This is a genomic window from Paraburkholderia ginsengiterrae (assembly GCF_001645125.1).
GTDB classification, from domain to species: Bacteria; Pseudomonadota; Gammaproteobacteria; order Burkholderiales; family Burkholderiaceae; genus Paraburkholderia; species Paraburkholderia ginsengiterrae.
Window position 1 is genome coordinate 285,017 of record NZ_LXKA01000221.1, and the last position, 16,147, is coordinate 301,163.

Genomic DNA, 16,147 nt, shown 5'->3' on the forward strand with positions numbered 1-16,147 from the left:
TCAATTGACGTGGAAGATGATTGTTGTATCTTCCATGGAAGATTTTAAACACTATCACTATCGGAGGAGATCTATGAGTTCGACGTCGACGTTGTCTGGACACGCGTTCCCGCTGCGCAAGGCGGTGTGTTGGGGGCTTGCGTCGCTCGCGGCATGCGCATCGGGCGCATTGCACGCCCAGAGCTCTGTCACCCTGTACGGGATCATCGATACGGGTGTCGAGTGGGTCAATAACGTGGGCGCCAAGAAGTCCAGCGTCGTGCGTTCGCCAACGCTCACCGGCTCCATCCCGTCGAGGTGGGGGCTGCGCGGCAAGGAGGATCTGGGCGGCGGGCTCAGCGCCGTGTTCGTCCTGGAGTCGGGATTCGCCCCGTCGCAGGGCACGCTGAACCAGGGCGGCCGTCTGTTCGGCAGACAGGCCTATGTCGGGCTTTCGTCGGGGCAGTGGGGGACGCTGACCCTCGGCCGTCAGTATTCGCAGATCTATTGGGCGATGACTGGCGACACGATGGGGCCGAACATTTACGCGGCCGGCGATCTGGACTCCTACCTGGCCCAGCCGCGACTCGACAATGCGATCGCGTATTCGTTCACGAGATCCGGTTTCACCGTGGGCGCGACGTATTCGTTCGGGCGTGACGCGGTGGATCCGGCGGCGGCGGGCGGGTGCGCCGGACAGTCGCCAACCGACTGGCGCGCCTGCAAGTCGATGTCCGCGATGGTGAAATACGACGCGGCGACATGGGGCGTCGCGGCGGCCTTCGATCGCAACTACGGCGGCGGAGGCACCGGTTCACCGCTGCCCAGCAGCTCGCAAACCGACACACGCGCCGTTATCGACGGCTACGTCAAGTTCGGAGCCTCGACGATCGGCGGGGGATTCCTCCATCGGATCAATCACGGCGAGCAGACGCCGACGCTATTCGACGCGGTCAGCAACTACTGGTGGCTTGGCGGAACCTATGCGCCCCTCCCACAAATTGCTCTTGATGCGCAGTTCGGCCACATATCGGTGAACGGTGGCAGTGCCGCGGGAGCCTCGCTGATCGCAGCGCGCGCGACGTACCTGCTATCCAAGCGCACCTCGGTGTATGTCACCGCGGGTCATGTGTTCAACCAGCGCAATGCAGCGTTCACGATTGACGGCGGCGTGATCCCGCCCGCCTCATCGCCATTGCCCGGCGTGAGTCAAACCGGTGCCATGGTGGGTATGCGCCACCAGTTCTGAACAACACCGGAGCCGGGCAACGAACCCTTCCACTTACGTCACCTTCAAAAAGGAAACCTAAATGAAATCCGTCCGTTTCGAGCGTCATGATTCCGTTGGTCACATCGTGCTGGGAAACCCGCCGCTCAATCTCATTGCCAGCGAATTTTCCGAACGGCTGAGCGAGGCCATCCAGCAAGCGAGCGTTGCGGAAATCCGTGTGCTCCTGATCCGTGCGGAAGGCCCGAACTTCAGCCAGGGTGGCGACATCCTCGACTTCATCGACATGGAGTTCAACGCCTGGCGCACGTTCATCAGCGATATGCATCATTCCTATCGCAAGATCGAGGCACTGCAGATTCCGACCGTGTGCGCGGTGCGCGGCCGGGCTTGGGGCGGCGCGTTCGAACTCACGCTCGCGTGCGACTTCATCGTGGCCGCGGATAATGCGTCGTTTCGCTGCATCGAGCCGTCGGTCGGCACCGCACCCGTCTGCGGCGGCGTGCAGCGGATCGCGGAGCGCGCGGGACCGGCGCTCGCGGCGCGCTACGTGATGCTCAGCGAGGAGATGTCAGGCGCCACCGCCGGCGACCTGAAAATCGCCGCGTTCGTGGTGCCCGACACGGACGTGGAACGAACGGCTTTAGAACTGGCGACACGTCTTGCTCACGGTCCTACTCGCTCGTATGCGGCCATCCGCGCGCTGCTGAAAGCCTGGTCGTCGGGTGGTGTGCCGGGCGCGGACCAGGTGGTGCTCGACCTCACGATGCCCCTGCACAATACTGAAGACGCACGGCGCGGACGGACGGCGCGCGTCGAGGCGCTGCGGCGAGGGGTGGAACCTGAACCCGTTGCTTTCTTCGGGCGGTGACTCGAACGCTCAATTGACTCATGCCTGGTCGTGGAGAACTCGCGGTCGTAACGATGAGCAATGCGGGAAAGCCGTTTGCGCGCGAACTCGTGCCGCTGCCGACCGTGGGTGTCTTGCGGGCGCGCATACTACCTTGACTGCCGGAACCGCCGGCTGGGTTATCCGGTCGAAACGGACTCACGTCAAAGGAGCGTCGCCATGATTCGTTTGCCGCGCAGCACACGTCTTTCGATCAGCGCCGGGTGGCTTCTGGCAATACTCGGTACGCCGGCCGGTGCCGCTTCGATCGACCCGCCCAATGGGCAAGCACTCTTGAGCACCACCGCGTCTGGCGTGCAGATTTATTCGTGCGAGTACGACGCGAACCACACGCTCGGCTGGGCGTTCAAGAGTCCGCGCGCCACGTTGTTTGACTCGGCCGGGGTCGCGGTGATCGAGCATTCGGCGGGACCTTCCTGGGAAGCCCGGGACGGCAGCCGGATCGTCGGCCATGTTCTCGCTCAGATGCCGAGTGACGCGCAGAACAGCGTACCCCAGCTCCTGCTGGAAGCACACTCGACGGGCGCCAAGGGCATGTTGAGCGACGTGCGCTACGTGCAGCGCACGATGACCGCGGGGGGCGCCGCGCCGAAAGCGTCGTGCACCGCCGAACATGCGGCAGGCAGTTCGCCGTACATTGCCACCTATACGTTTTTCAAGTAGCAAGCAGCGATTGGCGACGCAATTGGCAAATTGACGGTCAGCCTCTAGTCTCACACCTGGCCGATGCCGCCGTCGTTCATCAGATCCGCACCCGTCATGTAGGAGCTCTGGTCCGACGCCAGGAAGAGCGCCGCGCTGGCCATCTCCTCTGCCCGCGCGAGGCGGCCGATCGGGACCATGCTCTGGTACATGCTCACCAGATCCTCGCGGGACGCCGACTGGGCGTCGAGAATCGGCGTGTCGGTGACGCCTGGGCTGAGCATGTTGACGCGAATGCCGCGATCCTTGAATTCCGCGGCCCAGGTGCGGGCATAGGAGCGCAATGCCGCCTTGGTCGCCGCGTAGGCGGTGTGGCCGGGAATGCCCATGAGGTGCATGGCCGACGAGACCAGGATGATCGATCCGCTTCCTGTCATCAGCGGCAGCAGCTTCTGCACGAGGAACACGGGGCCGCGAGCCATGAGGTTGAATGCCTTGTCGAAATGCTCGGGTGTGATGGTGTCGATCGTAGCCTGCTCCGTATAGCCGGCGTTCGACACGACGATGTCGACCACGCCTTTTTCGCGCTTGACGATTGCGGCGACACGGTCGAGATCATCGAGATTCGCGGCGTCGGCCTGGATGGCGGTGACGTTGCGCCCAATCAGCCTGGCGGCTTCGTCGAGCTGTGCCTGGCGACGGCCGAAGATAAACACGTGAGCGCCTTCGGCGACGAACCGCCGGGCGATCGCCAAACCGATGCCGGTCGTTGCGCCGCTAATGACGGCAATCTTTCCTGCGAGGGTGGACATCAGAACCTTCTGTCTGTTCGTGAATGACAGAACGATGGTAATTGCCACCTTCGCGAATGATAATTGGCGGAATTTTCATAAGATCCATTCTTTGCGAGAATAGATCGTGGAACCTGGTGCAGCGGTCAGTCACCCCGTGGCCATGCGAGCCGATCACCGCCCATTGCGTCCTTTTGGGAGCGTGAACCGTCTACTTCGCGTGGTCGAACGCCGGCTCCGAGAACCGCTCGATCCAGACTGCCAGGCGGTCGGCCGCAAAACTGGCAGCGCGTGTGCCCGCGCGGCAGACGATGGCGTCACCTTCGCGCACACACTGCAGGGCGCCGCCGGCTTCTTCCAGCCAAAGCAGGCAGGCCAGCCAGGCAGCGTGCTCGGCCGAGACGGCCAGACCCACCGGCCGGGTGAGGAACTCACTCAGCGTGGCAGGTGTTGTCCAGGTCAGCGCATCGCCATCGCCGCGTACCGAGGCGCCGAGGACTTCAGTGAAGATCTGCACCGCGTCGGCCGCGCCGCGCCCCGCATTCCGCGTGCGCAATTCCATCAGGCGCGTGCTGACCGCGTGGCCGAAGCTGCCGCTGCATTCGCTCTCGGCACGCACAAGGTCGGCGTAGTCCATACGCTGCCAGTCCGGTTCCACATTGCGCGTGCCGGCCAGTTCGTTGCCGACCAGCCAGGTTTCCACCGGCTGGAAGCGGCCCGGGCCGATCAGGCTGGCGCACAGCGTGTGCACGATGCCGATGCGGGTGGCCACGGTCTGCGTCTGCAGCACGCTCAGCTTCTCGCGCACGAGTTGGTCGCGTTCCTTGCGCAGTCCCGACAGCTCCAGTGCCTGCTTCATCTCCATGCGCAGCGCGGCGATGTCCCACGGCTTCTTGATGTAGCGATGTATCTGGCCCTGATTGACGGCCTCGACCGTCTGGTCCAGCTCCGAATAGGCCGTCGTCAGGATCCGGACGATGTGGGGATAGCGCTCGCGCGCGTAGCGCAGAAGTTCGTTGCCATGTTCGCCCGGCATGCGCTGGTCGGACACCAGTACGGCCAGGCTGGCGGCGTGGGCATCCAGCATGGCCTTGCCGTCCTCGACGGAGGCGCCCGTCACCACCGGCGCGATCGCGCCGATGGCGCGCTCGAAGTATTTGACCGCAGTGGCTTCGTCATCGACGAACAGAATCGCCGGAGGTGGCGTCTGGTTGGCAAGCGTGTTGCTCATTGGTAACTCCTGTGCATTCGATTCTTCAAATGGGGTAACTCCGGCGTCGCGGCCGTGCCGGCGCCAGACGCGGATGCAATCCTGATACTCCCGCCAAAGGACTGCATGACGCGGTTGCAGAAAATCATGCCGAAGCCGCCAACGCCGGCGTGCGGGATAACTGGGCCGGCCAGCAATCGCTGCTCAATCGCTGTATCACCTCGGGCGCAATTGCTGGGCCGCTACCGCGGATGCCAGCACCTCACGGACCGTGCCCACGCCCAACGGCTTCTCCAGGATTCGAAACACCTCGTCAGGATTGACCGCTCCCCGCAGCGCGTCCTTGTCCACGTAGGCTGTCACCAGGATCCGCACGATATGCGGATACTCCTGCGAGACCTGCCGCAGCAGTTCGCCGCCGTGCCGGCCCGGCATGCGGAAGTCGGTCACCAGGATCGCCACCCGTGCGCCTTCGCGGCGCAGGATCGAGATGGCCTCTTCCGCGTCGCTCGCGAGCAGCACCTCATAGCCGCTGCCGGCCGAGCGCGCAAAATACTTGCGGGCCAATTCCTCATCATCGACATAGACGACAGTCGGCCGCGCTTGCTGGGTCTCACTCATTTCATTCTCAATCTGAATCTCACTCGACACGCGGCAGGTCGAAATTGAACGCGGTCCACTCTCCCAACTGGCTTTCCGCAAACAATGTGCCGCCGTGCCGCTCCACCACTGCATAGCTGATGGACAGGCCAAGGCCGAGGCCCTGGCCGACATCGCGGGTAGTGAAGAACGGTTCGAACACGCGCGCCAGATTTTCCTCGGCAATCCCCGGGCCGTTGTCGTGCACGTTCACGTGCAGCCGGTCGTCGCGCCATCGTGCCGAGACATGAACCTGCGGCGATACGGTGGCTTCCTTGTGCATGGCCAGAGCCGCATTCGAGAACAGATTGATGAGCACGCCGATAATGGCGGCTTCGTCGCCCAGCACGAGGGTGTCGCCGGGCAGGTCGCGCGTGACCGTCACGCCGCGCAGCTCATGGGCGCTCAGCCGGATCGACGAATCAAGCGCCTTCTCGAACAGGAACGGCACGTCGTCCGCCTCCGCGCCTGGCTTGCGGTAGGCAAAGGTTTTCAGGTCCGACACGATATGCTGGATGCGGTGCATGCCCTGCTTGACGTCAACCAGGCACTCCTGCAGCGACGGACTGTCCTTGACCTGCGGTTCCTCCATGGCGATTTCGATCGCCATCAGGCAGAAGTTCACCGGGTTGTTGACCTCGTGGAGCAGCCCCGCGGACAACGTGCCGATCGCAGCCATCTTCTCCTGCTGCAGAAGCTGGCCCTTGATCTGCGACAGGTTTTCATTGGTGCGGGCGAGCTGATCGTTTTTGTGCGCCACCTCGTCCTTCAGCCGGAAAAGCTGGAAACGGCCCTTCTCGTTGAAATACGTGTAAATGGAGCTGGCCAAAGCGCAGAAGAAGATCAGGATGAGCTGGAACTCAAACTTGCTAGGGTCCTTGATGCCGCCCAGATGTGTCACGCAGGCGACGTAGTAGAGCGCGCCCGTGGCGAGGCCGAATGCCAGCGTCTGCAGGTAGCCGGAGGGGAACAGGATCCCCACCGCAAAGATCGTCAGCATGAGCCCGGCATAGAACAGCGATTGCTCGCCCTGCGTGGCAAAAATCATCCACGAGATCATGATCTGTGGCAGCAGCAGCCAGCAGAAGGTGATGACCTGCACGTGGCGTTTGCCTGTTTTCGTGTAAAGCGAGAGCAATGCCAGGCCGATCGCCGCGCTGGTCAGCATCCGGACGATGGCAAAGTACTTCTGCTCAGCCGGATACACGACATAGTCCATCGCCATGCCCATCAGCACCAGCACGATCACGGTCACGCCACCGGCCTTGCTGCACAGCAACCGGTAGTCGCGCAGCTCTTCACGATAGTTCGATTGCAGCCCAACCAGTGATGTCGTCATCTCAGGCTACTTGTTGCTGGCCGATCACCACCTCGGCAAACACATTAACCCCGGTCGGGTCCGTGTACAGACGTGGCTCGCCGCAGTTCTCCGGCATGATTTCGGCCATCTGTGCCTCGTTGCGGTAGATCAGATACCACTCCAGCACGTGTTCCATGCTGAAGCGCTCCGGGTTGTCGGCGTGGACGTTGGTGACGAGCAGGCGGCCGCCCAGTCTGGTGCGGCTGGCGAAATGCTGGTTCAGGCGGGCGCAGACCTTGTCCGACAGGTAGTCGAACAGGCCGGCGCAATAGACCGCGTCGAACTCGCGCGCGTCCGGCGCGTCCGCGTCGATCCGGCGCTTGAGCAGGTGGTGGACCGAATCATGCGTGTAGCTGATGGTCATGCGCTTGGACTTTTGCTGTGCGATGGCCCCGAGGCGCTCGCGCGTCCAGTCTAGCGTTTCCTGGCTGAAGTCGAGCAGGTCGAACGTCAGCCATTCCGGTTCGTCGTATTCATCCATGAAACGCTGGATTTCCTGAGCCGGGCCACATCCCACGTTCAGCACCCGGAACGGCCGCTGCGCGGCGCGCGCCTCATTGGCCAGCCGGGTCAGGTAGTCCACCAGCAGATCGATGCGATTGCGGTGCGCGCGTGCCACGGCCGTCTGCAGGAAGGCCGCGTTGACGATCTGGAAATACGTGCTCGGGCCCTGGCGCGGATCGTCGATCATCTGGTTGACCATCTGATAGTCACCGGCATAGCCCAGCGGCTTCGTGAAAGTTCGGAAGACGAAGGGCGAGCGCAGCAGCAGCGGATGGAGCGCCGCTTGGGCAAACGCACGGTGCGCCGGCGCCAGTTCTTCGTCGACGAGGCGCGCCTCGCCTTCGAATTCGTCGAAGTAGAACTTGGTCCTTTCCATCAGTGGCGATGCCAGTTCGAGGAAGAAGTCCTCGCGCAGGCTTTTGCCGTCCTTCGGCATAACGTCGGCCAGGTCCGCTTGCTCGACCCAGCGCGACATGTCCGACAGAAAAGCCCGGATCTGGTTGACCGCGATCTGGTAGTCACGGCGGATCTGGAAACGATCGGTCCAGTCCTGCGCGAACCGGCGGGCTTCTTCTCCCACGGCGCGCGCTTCCAGCGTGCCGCCACTCAATTCCCGCCACTCGTCGATCAGCGTCACCGAGACAATGGCTGTCAGGCCGGTGTTGACCATACTGATGACGACCGCCTTGCCCGAATAGGCGTGTTCCACGCCCATCTTGACCGACAGGTCGCTCAGCACCTCACTGACCTGGACGATCGAGTACGGGTTATAGACCTCCATCACCAGGGACTTGCGCTGGAGATTGATGATCGTGCCCCGCACCTGCTCGCCCTGCGAGTTGCGGAAGCTCACTACCGGATCGATTTGCGTTTTGGAATACACAGTATTGCGGCTAGGTAGGTACCACGAGAGGTTGGCGGCATCACGGCTTTATCGAGGCTTGGTGGCCTGATGGGCCTGAAGGCCGGCTTCGGAACGATACGGACCTTTGCGATTGCAGCATTCTACTGATAAAAAAAGAATACTGTGATCCTACGCGGGTTTCATCTGATGATACTAGCTGTGAGAGCCGCGCTCCCTAACAAATTGCGTAGCATGCACGTCATCTTCCGGAGAAATACGATGGACCGGTTTCACGAAGTGACCGCCTTTATCGCCGTCGTGGAAGCGGGGGGGTTTTCCGCGGCGGCGCGCAGGACCGGCGAGTCGCAGTCCGCCATCAGCAAGGCAATCGGCGCTCTCGAGCGGCGCCTCGGCGTCGCGCTATTCAATCGGAGCACCAGGAGCGTGACCCTGACGGATCAGGGGCAGCGGTACTACGATCGGACGAGGCCGCTGGTCGACGAGATGGATGACGCCGACAGCGAAATGACCAGCAGCACGCTCGCTGTCTCGGGTTCGATCAGGATCGCCGCAGCGTCCACCTTTGGCCGCCTGCACGTTCTTCCTCTCATCCCCGGCCTGCTGTCGCGCTATCCTGGCCTTCAAGTGGATCTGGTTCTTTCGGACTTCGTACGAAATATGGTGGACGATCGGATCGATCTGGCGATCCGAGTAGGACAGGTCAATGAACCTGACGCGGTCGTCAAACGAGTAGCGGGTACTCCGCTTGTGTGCGTCGGCTCCCGCCGCTACTTCGAGCAGCGCGGCATCCCCAGCACGCCCGCGGACCTGGTGCATCACAATTGCCTTTTATACGGCGGCCTGGAGGAGTCGGCGGATTGGCCGTTTGTTGGGCCGGAAGGGCGATTCAGCGTGACCGTTCGCGGCAACCTTTCGTCCAACAGTGTCGAGACGATTCGGGCTGGTGTGCTCGCCGGTGTGGGAATTGGTCTCTTTGCGAAGGTTTCGCTTTCGGACGAACTTCAGCATCCGGACGTGATCACGGTTCTCGACGAATTCATCAGCGACGTTAGAGATGTCAGCCTCGTCTGGCCCAAACGCCGGTTTGTGCCGGAGCGCGTGCGGCGCGTGACGGAGTTCTTCGCTTCGTCACTGCCGTCACGTCTTTAGCCACTCGGAATCAGTAGTCGTACACGTGCTCGGTCACGAGGCCGTTTTTCCCGGCTGCCGCCAGAAAATCGGACAAGCCGCGAACCGGCATCAGCAGCGCGACGCGCCGTGTATTGGCGGGCAGAGTCAGCGGCTGTTCGAACAGGATGCGACCGCTGCTGGCCGGCAGCGACGCGTCGTTTTTCATCCACACCGTAACCAGAATCTCCGATGTATTGCCCGCGATATCCGTGAGCCGAATGCCCTGTTGCGCAAGTGCTGTCGCCGCCACCCTGAAATCGAAATAGCGGGGCAACGCAAGTAACGCGCGACCGTCCGGCAGACGAGCCAGCACGCTGACGTGAGCCTGCGCCGACCAGCCATCGGGCAGGTGGTCGACGACCACGTCGGTCGTCATCAGGGCCGGGGTGTAGGCGGCCCGGGTGGCCTTCTCGATCAGCTTTCCGTACACGGCCTTGATCGCGTATTCGGTGGTCAGCGCATAGCGGCGTTCCCATTTGCGCACGACCCCCGGCCCCCACATCGGCACATCGCTCCAGAGGTGACGCAGCCGTGCGCCGAAGTCGAACAGATACCACGGCTCCTGACGGATGAAGTCCACGTACTCCTGCGCCGCCTGGGCGGCGAAGCGATCCTCGTCGGTCAGCTTTTTCCCGCCGAGCAGCCAGCTCGCGCGACCCACGGTGTTTTCGTAGAGCGAGCGCAGCACGTATTCCACAGTCGTGCTCGATGCGATCACCCAGATCATCACGTGATAACCGGGATTGAGCGGGTAGTTGTCGCGCATCTGCTCACGCGTGACCGTTGCGTAACTCGACCAGAGTTGGCCGATCTGATCCAGAAACGGAAAATCATGCGGCGGCGCATGTTGCACGATCCGCGCGTATTCCGCCGGGCTATGGACCAGATACCACTCGGGGAAAGTCAGCAGCGTCTGCTCAGTGCCGCGGCGATCCGCGTCCGGCACGGGGCTTTGGTATAACGCTCCCGGCGTTCCGGACGAAAGGGGCGCCTCCTCCGCCTGCGCAGCCGGCGCCGCGAACGCGAGCGCGACGCCGATGACTAGCAGCGCGTTGCGCAACAGCCGCGTCATGCCGCGCCTCCCTGGCGCACGAACGCCAGCAGGATGTTGTCCGACGGATCGCCCTGTTGAGTCAGGCGCATGCCGGTATGGCGAAAGCCGGCGGCTTCGACACGCGCAATCCAGTCATCCACGCTCGCGAAATGACGCAATTCGGACCGGTTGGTTTCCCAGCTTTCGCCGAGCCCCGCGTTGAACACCGTGTGGGCCAGCGACACGAATGCATCCATGGCCGGCGTCGTGACGTCGTGATCGCGAACCACGAAATAGCCGCCGGGCCGGACGATGCGCGCGATCGAGTCGAGAAACGGCGCGAGCTTTTCCGGCGCCATGTGATGCAGGCCGACGAAGCAACTCACGAGATCGGCGCTGGCGGCAGGCAGCGCGATGGGTGCATAGTCGTTCAACGGCTGGAACTCGCCGATCGAGCCGAACTGCCCGCGCTCGACGATATCGACCGGGCTCATGCCCGGCTGCACGTCGTGCACAAGGGTCACCTTGCCTTTAAGGTGCAGATATTTTTTCATGGCCCGGACGTAGCGCCCGGTCGTGCCGATCTCCACGTAGTCCTGTAACGGCGCATCGCCCAGCAGCATGGCGGTCTGGCGGCCCATTTCAGCCTTCTGCATCGACAGTGACGGCAGCGCGTGCGTGAGCATGGCGAGGCGCGGAGTGATCGCTTGGAGCCCCGCCTGGATCGCGCGATAAATGTGCTCGTCGCCCGTATGTTCGGCCGTCGACGCCTTGATCAACGTATGCAAACGGTCTTCGGGCAGCACGTTGAAAATGTTCTGCAGGAACGTATAGAAACGATCGGCTTCGCGCTCGCTGTGATAGATCGTTTCGAACAGGGTGCCGTCGCGGTCCGCCTGGTTCGCCGCCATGGTCGCCATGGTCACCATGGCCGGCGAGGAATCAGGTGTTGCGGCGGCCGGCAAATGCGCCGCTTCAGACGCGCTGAGTTCGGGTGCATAGTACCGATCCCACAGCGCACCCCGCAGCCGATACCGCGGATCGAATTGCCGCTTGAGTGCAAACATTTCACGTGCGCGCGGATAGGCACGATGGAATTGCTCGTGCGTCGCGTGCAACTGGTAGGGCAGGTAGTAAGTGCCCCCCACTTCGAGTACTGCGTCGATCAGTTCACGCGTCCAGACCGCCACGCGCTCGATCGCATTCGCGCGGGTGCGCTGCTTGTAGTAAAGCACGAACGCAAACGTCTCACCGCGGGCCCACGCCATGACGGTGCGGTTGTCGGCGAGTGCGTGGCGGATCGAAATGTTGACCGCGTTCACCCGGTGCCGCGAAAGTACCGCCGAGAGCGCCTCGGCGAATCGCGTGACGGCTTCCACGGGCACGAAGTACTCCTGCAGCACATACGTGCGCCGGCGGCGGCCGACCGGCTCGAGTTCCGCGACGTCGTACCCGGCTTCGTAGTTGCGCCAATGCACTTTCTTGCCGAAATGCAGCAGCGGGTCGTACAGGAATTCGCGGCGGAATTTACCGAGCGGCGTTTCAGTGATCGCCCATAGAAAATACTTCGCGGCAAGAAAGCCGCGACTGAGCGGCTGCAGCCGCGCCGAAGTGGCCGGCTCGTCGGTGACCGTCCAGCTGATCGCGCGGCCGCGCACATAACGCGGCGGATAGAGATCGAAATTGTGGAAGATCACATCATGATGGCTGCGCACGTTGGCGTCGAACCACGCCTTGTAGTCGGCGGTGCGCATGGTGCGGTCGCTGCGCTTGACCCGCGTATTGGGCACGAGATCGAGTTCCGCTTCGGTGATGATGCCGACGCCGCCATAGCCGCCGATCGCCGCGTTGAACAACGTGGTGTTCTCAGTCGGGCTGGCGTCGACGACCTCGCCGTCGGCCAGCACGAGCCTGATCGCCCTGACCGACAGCACGACTGGCCCCAGGCCCATGTAGCGCCCATGCGCGTTGACGGACAGCGCGCCACCCACCGTGAAGTTCGCATAGGTCTGCATGATCTTCACCGACAGACCGTGCGGATCGATAAAACGCTGGATGTCACACCAGCGGATCCCGGCCTGCACGCGAATCACCGACGTGTGCGGCTCGAAGCGCAGCACCCGGTTCATCTTGCGCATATCCAGGTGCAGGGTGCCCGGACTCGCGGTGTGTCCGCCCATGCTGAAGTGGCCGCCGCCTATCGACACTGGCAGCGTGGTCTGCGTGAGCGCCTCGACGACCTCTTCGGTCGTGGTGGGCGTGGCGATGGAAAATACCGGAATGCGGTTCAGCTGAGTAACGTCGTTGACGGTAGTCATATCCGCATCACTCCGAGATATCGACTTTGAGGTAATCCGAGCGGGCCGCCGGATCGGGGCCGAAGCGGTTTTCGTGCTCGACGCCACGGCGAAGCAGATGCATCAGCACCCAGATCGGCCCGAAAACCGGGATCACGGCGCTCAGCAACGACCATCCGCCACGGCCGATGTCGTGCAGGCGCTGGGTGCCGAGCGCGCTCGCACTCCAAAGAAAGACCAGCGCGAAGAAGGCCGCGCCTGTTTCGCCAAACCACGCAGCGGCGAGCTCGCCAAAGGCCGCGCACACGAGTGCGGCGATGACGATCCGTGTCAGCCATTCGCCGCGCGTAATGCGGCCGCGGCTCGTAAAGAATGCGGGGGCGAGGGTCGTTAAAAGCATTTTATTTTTACCTATTCCCGTGAGTCAGTTATCGGTTTCCAAAACCATCAAAATGTCTCAAGCTTTGCTGCGCAAGTTTAAGCGGACTTGTTATTATCGGTCGATCCCAATTCCGAGAAAAACAGCTCAGCATGACTGTACATAGTCGTTTGACGTGACAAGTGTGCGCAATTGAACCCATAAAGCATAAAAACGAATGCATGGGACGTCATGAAATTTTATAAGGTCGCGCTTGCACTGATCGCCGTGCCTGTCGTAGCGTTAGCTGCGGTATTGGGCAGCGCCGAGCTATTCGCGCATCTTCGCGAGCGGGACGTTGCGCAGAGCGCAGCGCCGGCCGGTTCCCGCTTCGTGCGTGCGGCGGACGTCGATATGCTCATACAGGAGCGCGGCCCTGCCAACGGACAACCCATCGTGTTCATTTCGGGCGCCGGCGCCTGGAGTTCGACATGGCTGCCGACCATGGAGCATCTCGCTCAGGCCGGCTATCGCAGCATTGCGGTGGACCTGCCGCCGTTCGGGTACACCAGCCGGCCCGCGGCCAATACCTACGACACCGGCAGCCAGGCTTTGCGCATTCTCGGCATGCTCGACACGCTGGCGCTTTCGCGCGTGATTCTCGTCGGCCATTCGTTCGGCGGACGGGCCACAGTCGAAGCGCTGATGGCTGAACCTTCCCGATTCACGGCAGCCGTGCTGGTGGACGTTGCGCTGTCGATTGATCCGCAGCCGTCCGAACCTGGTCTGCTCGGCAGTCTGATCGAGCTGCCGGCCGTGGCACGGCCGGTGATCGCCGCGACGGCAACCAATCCATGGCTCACGGGATGGTTTCTGCGCAAGTTCACTTCCCGTCACGATGCGCTCACGGCCGACCGGATCGCCGTCTATCAGCGGCCGCTTTCTGTGACTGACACAACGCAGGCGTACGGATACTGGCTGGACGCATTTATCAATGATCCGGGGCTCAGCCGGAGCAGCCGCTCGGCGGATTACGCGTCGTTGATCATGCCAATCGATGTGATCTGGGGCGCGACCGACGGCGTGACACCGGTGAGCGAGGGATTGCGCCTGTCGCGACTGTTGCCTGACGCAAGCATGAGCGTGTTGCCGGGAATCGGACACATCCCTCATGTCGAAGACAACGCCGCGTTCAATCGCGCGCTTGAAAAATTCCTCATTCGCGTCAAGGGCGCGCAGGCAAGCTGACGCTCACGAATCCATGCGCGCGTCGCGCCGAACCGCCTGGGGCGGACGGCCAAACCCGCGGATGAACGCCTCGCGCATATGGTGGCGGTCGCGAAAGCCGGTTTCTTTAGCGATGACATCCAGCGGGTGCCGGCTCTGCTCGATCATCAGCCGCGCGGCTTCGAGGCGCAGCCCTTCGATCGCCTTGGCCGGAGACTGTCCGGTTTCGAGTGTGAACACCCGGCTGAACTGGCGCGGACTCAGATGAGCGGTACTGGCCAGCTCCTCCACGGTCAACGAACGGCTCAGATTCTGGCGCGCGTAGTTCAGCGCATTCTGGATCCGGTCGGACTTCGGCGCGAGGTCCAGCATTTCGGAGTGTTGCGACTGGCCGCCCGCGCGGCGCTGATACATGACCAGCTTGTGCGCCACCGAGCGGGCCACTTCGGCGCCCAGATCCTTTTCCACCATCGCCAGCGCCAGATCCAGGCCGGCCGTCATGCCCGCGGATGTCCAGACAGGCCCGTCGACGATATAGATGCGGTCTTCCTCGACCCGGACATCCGGAAAGCGCTTCTGCATCTCGCGGCCGAACGCCCAGTGGGTGGTGGCCCGCCGTTGTGCCAGCAGGCCGGCTTCCGCGAGCACGAAGCCGCCCGTGCAGATTCCGGCGATGCGCCTCGCGCGGCTGCCGCCTTTGCGCAGGAAGGCCAGAATCCGCTCGGGAGCCGGCGAGGTGAGCGGATCGTTGACTCCGGCGACCATCCAGGTGTCCACGTCGAGCCGCCCGCGCAGCGACCGCGTGCCGACCTGCACGCCAAGCGACGAGCGCACTTCGCCGCCGGATACCGAGAAATTGTCGAGCGTGTAGAACGCCTCGCCTGTCACCATGTTCGCGTACTCGAACACGGCCTGCGGCGCGAGCGCCATGATCTGGAAGCCGTCGCTAAGCAGAAACCCGATCCGGTGCATGGGCGTTCTCCGTCAAGGTATGTCCTAAATCATACACTTATACGTCATTTCCGTCGCAGCGGTTCGAAACCATAATTCGCTCACGCTTCATCCACAACCATTGAAACGGAGTGACATCATGAGCAAGACACATCAAGGCACCGCCCTCATTACCGGCGCATCGTCGGGCATCGGCGCGATCTACGCGGACCGCCTGGCACGCCGCGGCTACGATCTGATTCTGGTCGCGCGCAGCCGGGACCGGCTGGCCGCCCTCGCGGACCGCATCACGAACGAGACGCACCAGAGCGTCGAGATCATCGATGCGGACCTGGGCGATCGCGCGGCACTGGCCACCGTCGAAGCGAAACTGAAACAGGACGCGAGCATCACGCTGCTGGTCAACAACGCGGGCTTCGGCACGCATACGCCGCTGCTCGATACCAATGTCGATGACATGACGCGTCTGATCGACCTGAACGTCACCTCGCTGACCCGCCTGACCTATGCTGCGGTGCCGGGTTTCGTCGCGCGCGGCAAGGGTGCGGTCATCAACATTTCGTCGATCGTGGCGATCTCGCCGGAGACGCTCAACGGCGTGTATGGCGGCAGCAAGGCCTTCGTGCTCGCCTTCAGCCAGTCGCTGCACCACGAACTCGCCGGCAAGGGCGTGCAGGTGCAAGCCGTGCTGCCCGGTGCAACCGCCACCGATTTCTGGCAGACCGCGGGCCTTCCGATCGAGCATTTGCCAGCGGCCATCGTCATGCAGGCCACGGACCTGGTCGACGCAGCGTTGACGGGATTCGAACGCAATGAACTCGTGACCATTCCGTCACTGCATGCGGGCGAAGAGTGGGACGCCTATGAAGCCGCGCGTCAAACGATGGCCCCGCATCTGTCGACCAATACGCTTGCACCGCGTTATGTGACGGCACGATAAGCACCGCCGGTCGTCAAACGCAGGCACGGCGACTGGCTCGCCG

The 16,147-nt window shown here is 62.8% G+C and carries 15 protein-coding genes; 6 read left to right on the plus strand and 9 right to left on the minus strand.

The features are described from left to right. Window positions 1–73 precede the first annotated feature (73 nt). The 3 genes from A6V37_RS17795 to A6V37_RS17805 all read left to right on the plus strand — a co-directional run bounded on the left by A6V37_RS17795 (window position 74) and on the right by A6V37_RS17805 (window position 2,780). Window positions 74–1,228 carry a porin gene (locus A6V37_RS17795; protein ID WP_082902841.1) on the plus strand — a complete coding sequence of 385 codons (1,155 nt, stop codon included), beginning with the start codon at window positions 74–76 and terminating at the stop codon, window positions 1,226–1,228. Between the two features lie 61 nt (window positions 1,229–1,289). Continuing rightward, window positions 1,290–2,078: an enoyl-CoA hydratase/isomerase family protein gene (locus A6V37_RS17800; protein ID WP_064286166.1), complete on the plus strand. Its 789-nt coding sequence runs from the start codon at window positions 1,290–1,292 to the stop codon at window positions 2,076–2,078. 198 nt (window positions 2,079–2,276) lie between these two features. Beyond that, the gene (locus A6V37_RS17805; protein WP_064270541.1) at window positions 2,277–2,780 is read left to right on the plus strand and encodes a DUF3455 domain-containing protein; all 504 of its coding nucleotides are present in this window, start codon (window positions 2,277–2,279) and stop codon (window positions 2,778–2,780) included. 50 nt (window positions 2,781–2,830) lie between these two features. Here A6V37_RS17805 and A6V37_RS17810 read toward each other — a convergent pair whose 3' ends face one another. From A6V37_RS17810 to A6V37_RS17835, 5 genes are all read right to left on the minus strand, one after another. Continuing rightward, a complete protein-coding gene (locus A6V37_RS17810; RefSeq protein WP_064270677.1) occupies window positions 2,831–3,571 on the minus strand; it encodes an SDR family NAD(P)-dependent oxidoreductase in 741 nt (246 codons plus the stop codon). A gap of 190 nt (window positions 3,572–3,761) precedes the next feature. Further along, on the minus strand, window positions 3,762–4,781 hold the full coding sequence (locus A6V37_RS17815) for a response regulator (protein ID WP_064270542.1): 1,020 nt from the start codon (window positions 4,779–4,781) through the stop codon (window positions 3,762–3,764). Between the two features lie 195 nt (window positions 4,782–4,976). Continuing rightward, window positions 4,977–5,381 carry a response regulator gene (locus A6V37_RS17825; RefSeq protein ID WP_064270544.1) on the minus strand — a complete coding sequence of 135 codons (405 nt, stop codon included), beginning with the start codon at window positions 5,379–5,381 and terminating at the stop codon, window positions 4,977–4,979. A 19-nt stretch (window positions 5,382–5,400) separates the two neighbouring features. Beyond that, entirely contained in the window at window positions 5,401–6,738 is a 1,338-nt protein-coding gene (locus tag A6V37_RS17830; protein WP_064270545.1) for a sensor histidine kinase, read from the minus strand. A 1-nt stretch (window position 6,739) separates the two neighbouring features. Then, window positions 6,740–8,146, minus strand: a complete 1,407-nt coding sequence (locus A6V37_RS17835; RefSeq protein ID WP_064270546.1) for a class I SAM-dependent methyltransferase — start codon at window positions 8,144–8,146, stop codon at window positions 6,740–6,742. Between the two features lie 240 nt (window positions 8,147–8,386). Here A6V37_RS17835 and A6V37_RS17840 point away from each other — a divergent pair, with 240 nt between their 5' ends. Beyond that, window positions 8,387–9,277: a LysR family transcriptional regulator gene (locus A6V37_RS17840; RefSeq protein WP_064270547.1), complete on the plus strand. Its 891-nt coding sequence runs from the start codon at window positions 8,387–8,389 to the stop codon at window positions 9,275–9,277. Window positions 9,278–9,287: 10 nt separating this feature from the next. On the opposite strand, the gene A6V37_RS17845 is transcribed toward A6V37_RS17840, so the two are convergent. The 3 genes from A6V37_RS17845 to A6V37_RS17855 are packed head-to-tail and all read right to left on the minus strand — an operon-like array spanning window position 9,288 to window position 13,028. Then, window positions 9,288–10,370 (minus strand): hypothetical protein, encoded by a 1,083-nt coding sequence (locus A6V37_RS17845; protein ID WP_064270548.1) that lies wholly within the window; start codon window positions 10,368–10,370, stop codon window positions 9,288–9,290. After that, window positions 10,367–12,649, minus strand: a complete 2,283-nt coding sequence (locus A6V37_RS17850) for an FAD-binding protein (protein WP_064270549.1) — start codon at window positions 12,647–12,649, stop codon at window positions 10,367–10,369. The genes A6V37_RS17845 and A6V37_RS17850 overlap by 4 nt, the downstream gene beginning before the upstream one ends. Window positions 12,650–12,656: 7 nt before the next feature. Continuing rightward, window positions 12,657–13,028 carry a DUF805 domain-containing protein gene (locus tag A6V37_RS17855; protein WP_064270550.1) on the minus strand — a complete coding sequence of 124 codons (372 nt, stop codon included), beginning with the start codon at window positions 13,026–13,028 and terminating at the stop codon, window positions 12,657–12,659. Between the two features lie 210 nt (window positions 13,029–13,238). Here A6V37_RS17855 and A6V37_RS17860 point away from each other — a divergent pair, with 210 nt between their 5' ends. Continuing rightward, on the plus strand, window positions 13,239–14,234 hold the full coding sequence (locus A6V37_RS17860) for an alpha/beta fold hydrolase (RefSeq protein ID WP_082902842.1): 996 nt from the start codon (window positions 13,239–13,241) through the stop codon (window positions 14,232–14,234). A gap of 3 nt (window positions 14,235–14,237) precedes the next feature. Here A6V37_RS17860 and A6V37_RS17865 read toward each other — a convergent pair whose 3' ends face one another. Continuing rightward, window positions 14,238–15,185, minus strand: coding sequence for a GlxA family transcriptional regulator (locus A6V37_RS17865; RefSeq protein ID WP_064270551.1), 948 nt, complete (start codon window positions 15,183–15,185; stop codon window positions 14,238–14,240). A 118-nt stretch (window positions 15,186–15,303) separates the two neighbouring features. On the opposite strand from A6V37_RS17865, the gene A6V37_RS17870 reads away from it, so the two are divergent. Further along, entirely contained in the window at window positions 15,304–16,104 is an 801-nt protein-coding gene (locus A6V37_RS17870; RefSeq protein ID WP_064270552.1) for an SDR family NAD(P)-dependent oxidoreductase, read from the plus strand. Window positions 16,105–16,147: the final 43 nt, after the last annotated feature.

Coding starts and splice junctions, on each gene's coding strand:
- A6V37_RS17850 (WP_064270549.1), bottom strand. CDS start 12,649: ATGACTACCGTCAACGACGTTACTCAGCTGAACCGCATTCCGGTATTT.
- A6V37_RS17800 (WP_064286166.1), top strand. CDS start 1,290: ATGAAATCCGTCCGTTTCGAGCGTCATGATTCCGTTGGTCACATCGTG.
- A6V37_RS17795 (WP_082902841.1), top strand. CDS start 74: ATGAGTTCGACGTCGACGTTGTCTGGACACGCGTTCCCGCTGCGCAAG.
- A6V37_RS17860 (WP_082902842.1), top strand. CDS start 13,239: ATGAAATTTTATAAGGTCGCGCTTGCACTGATCGCCGTGCCTGTCGTA.
- A6V37_RS17855 (WP_064270550.1), bottom strand. CDS start 13,028: ATGCTTTTAACGACCCTCGCCCCCGCATTCTTTACGAGCCGCGGCCGC.
- A6V37_RS17865 (WP_064270551.1), bottom strand. CDS start 15,185: ATGCACCGGATCGGGTTTCTGCTTAGCGACGGCTTCCAGATCATGGCG.
- A6V37_RS17830 (WP_064270545.1), bottom strand. CDS start 6,738: ATGACGACATCACTGGTTGGGCTGCAATCGAACTATCGTGAAGAGCTG.
- A6V37_RS17845 (WP_064270548.1), bottom strand. CDS start 10,370: ATGACGCGGCTGTTGCGCAACGCGCTGCTAGTCATCGGCGTCGCGCTC.
- A6V37_RS17805 (WP_064270541.1), top strand. CDS start 2,277: ATGATTCGTTTGCCGCGCAGCACACGTCTTTCGATCAGCGCCGGGTGG.
- A6V37_RS17840 (WP_064270547.1), top strand. CDS start 8,387: ATGGACCGGTTTCACGAAGTGACCGCCTTTATCGCCGTCGTGGAAGCG.
- A6V37_RS17815 (WP_064270542.1), bottom strand. CDS start 4,781: ATGAGCAACACGCTTGCCAACCAGACGCCACCTCCGGCGATTCTGTTC.
- A6V37_RS17810 (WP_064270677.1), bottom strand. CDS start 3,571: ATGTCCACCCTCGCAGGAAAGATTGCCGTCATTAGCGGCGCAACGACC.
- A6V37_RS17870 (WP_064270552.1), top strand. CDS start 15,304: ATGAGCAAGACACATCAAGGCACCGCCCTCATTACCGGCGCATCGTCG.
- A6V37_RS17825 (WP_064270544.1), bottom strand. CDS start 5,381: ATGAGTGAGACCCAGCAAGCGCGGCCGACTGTCGTCTATGTCGATGAT.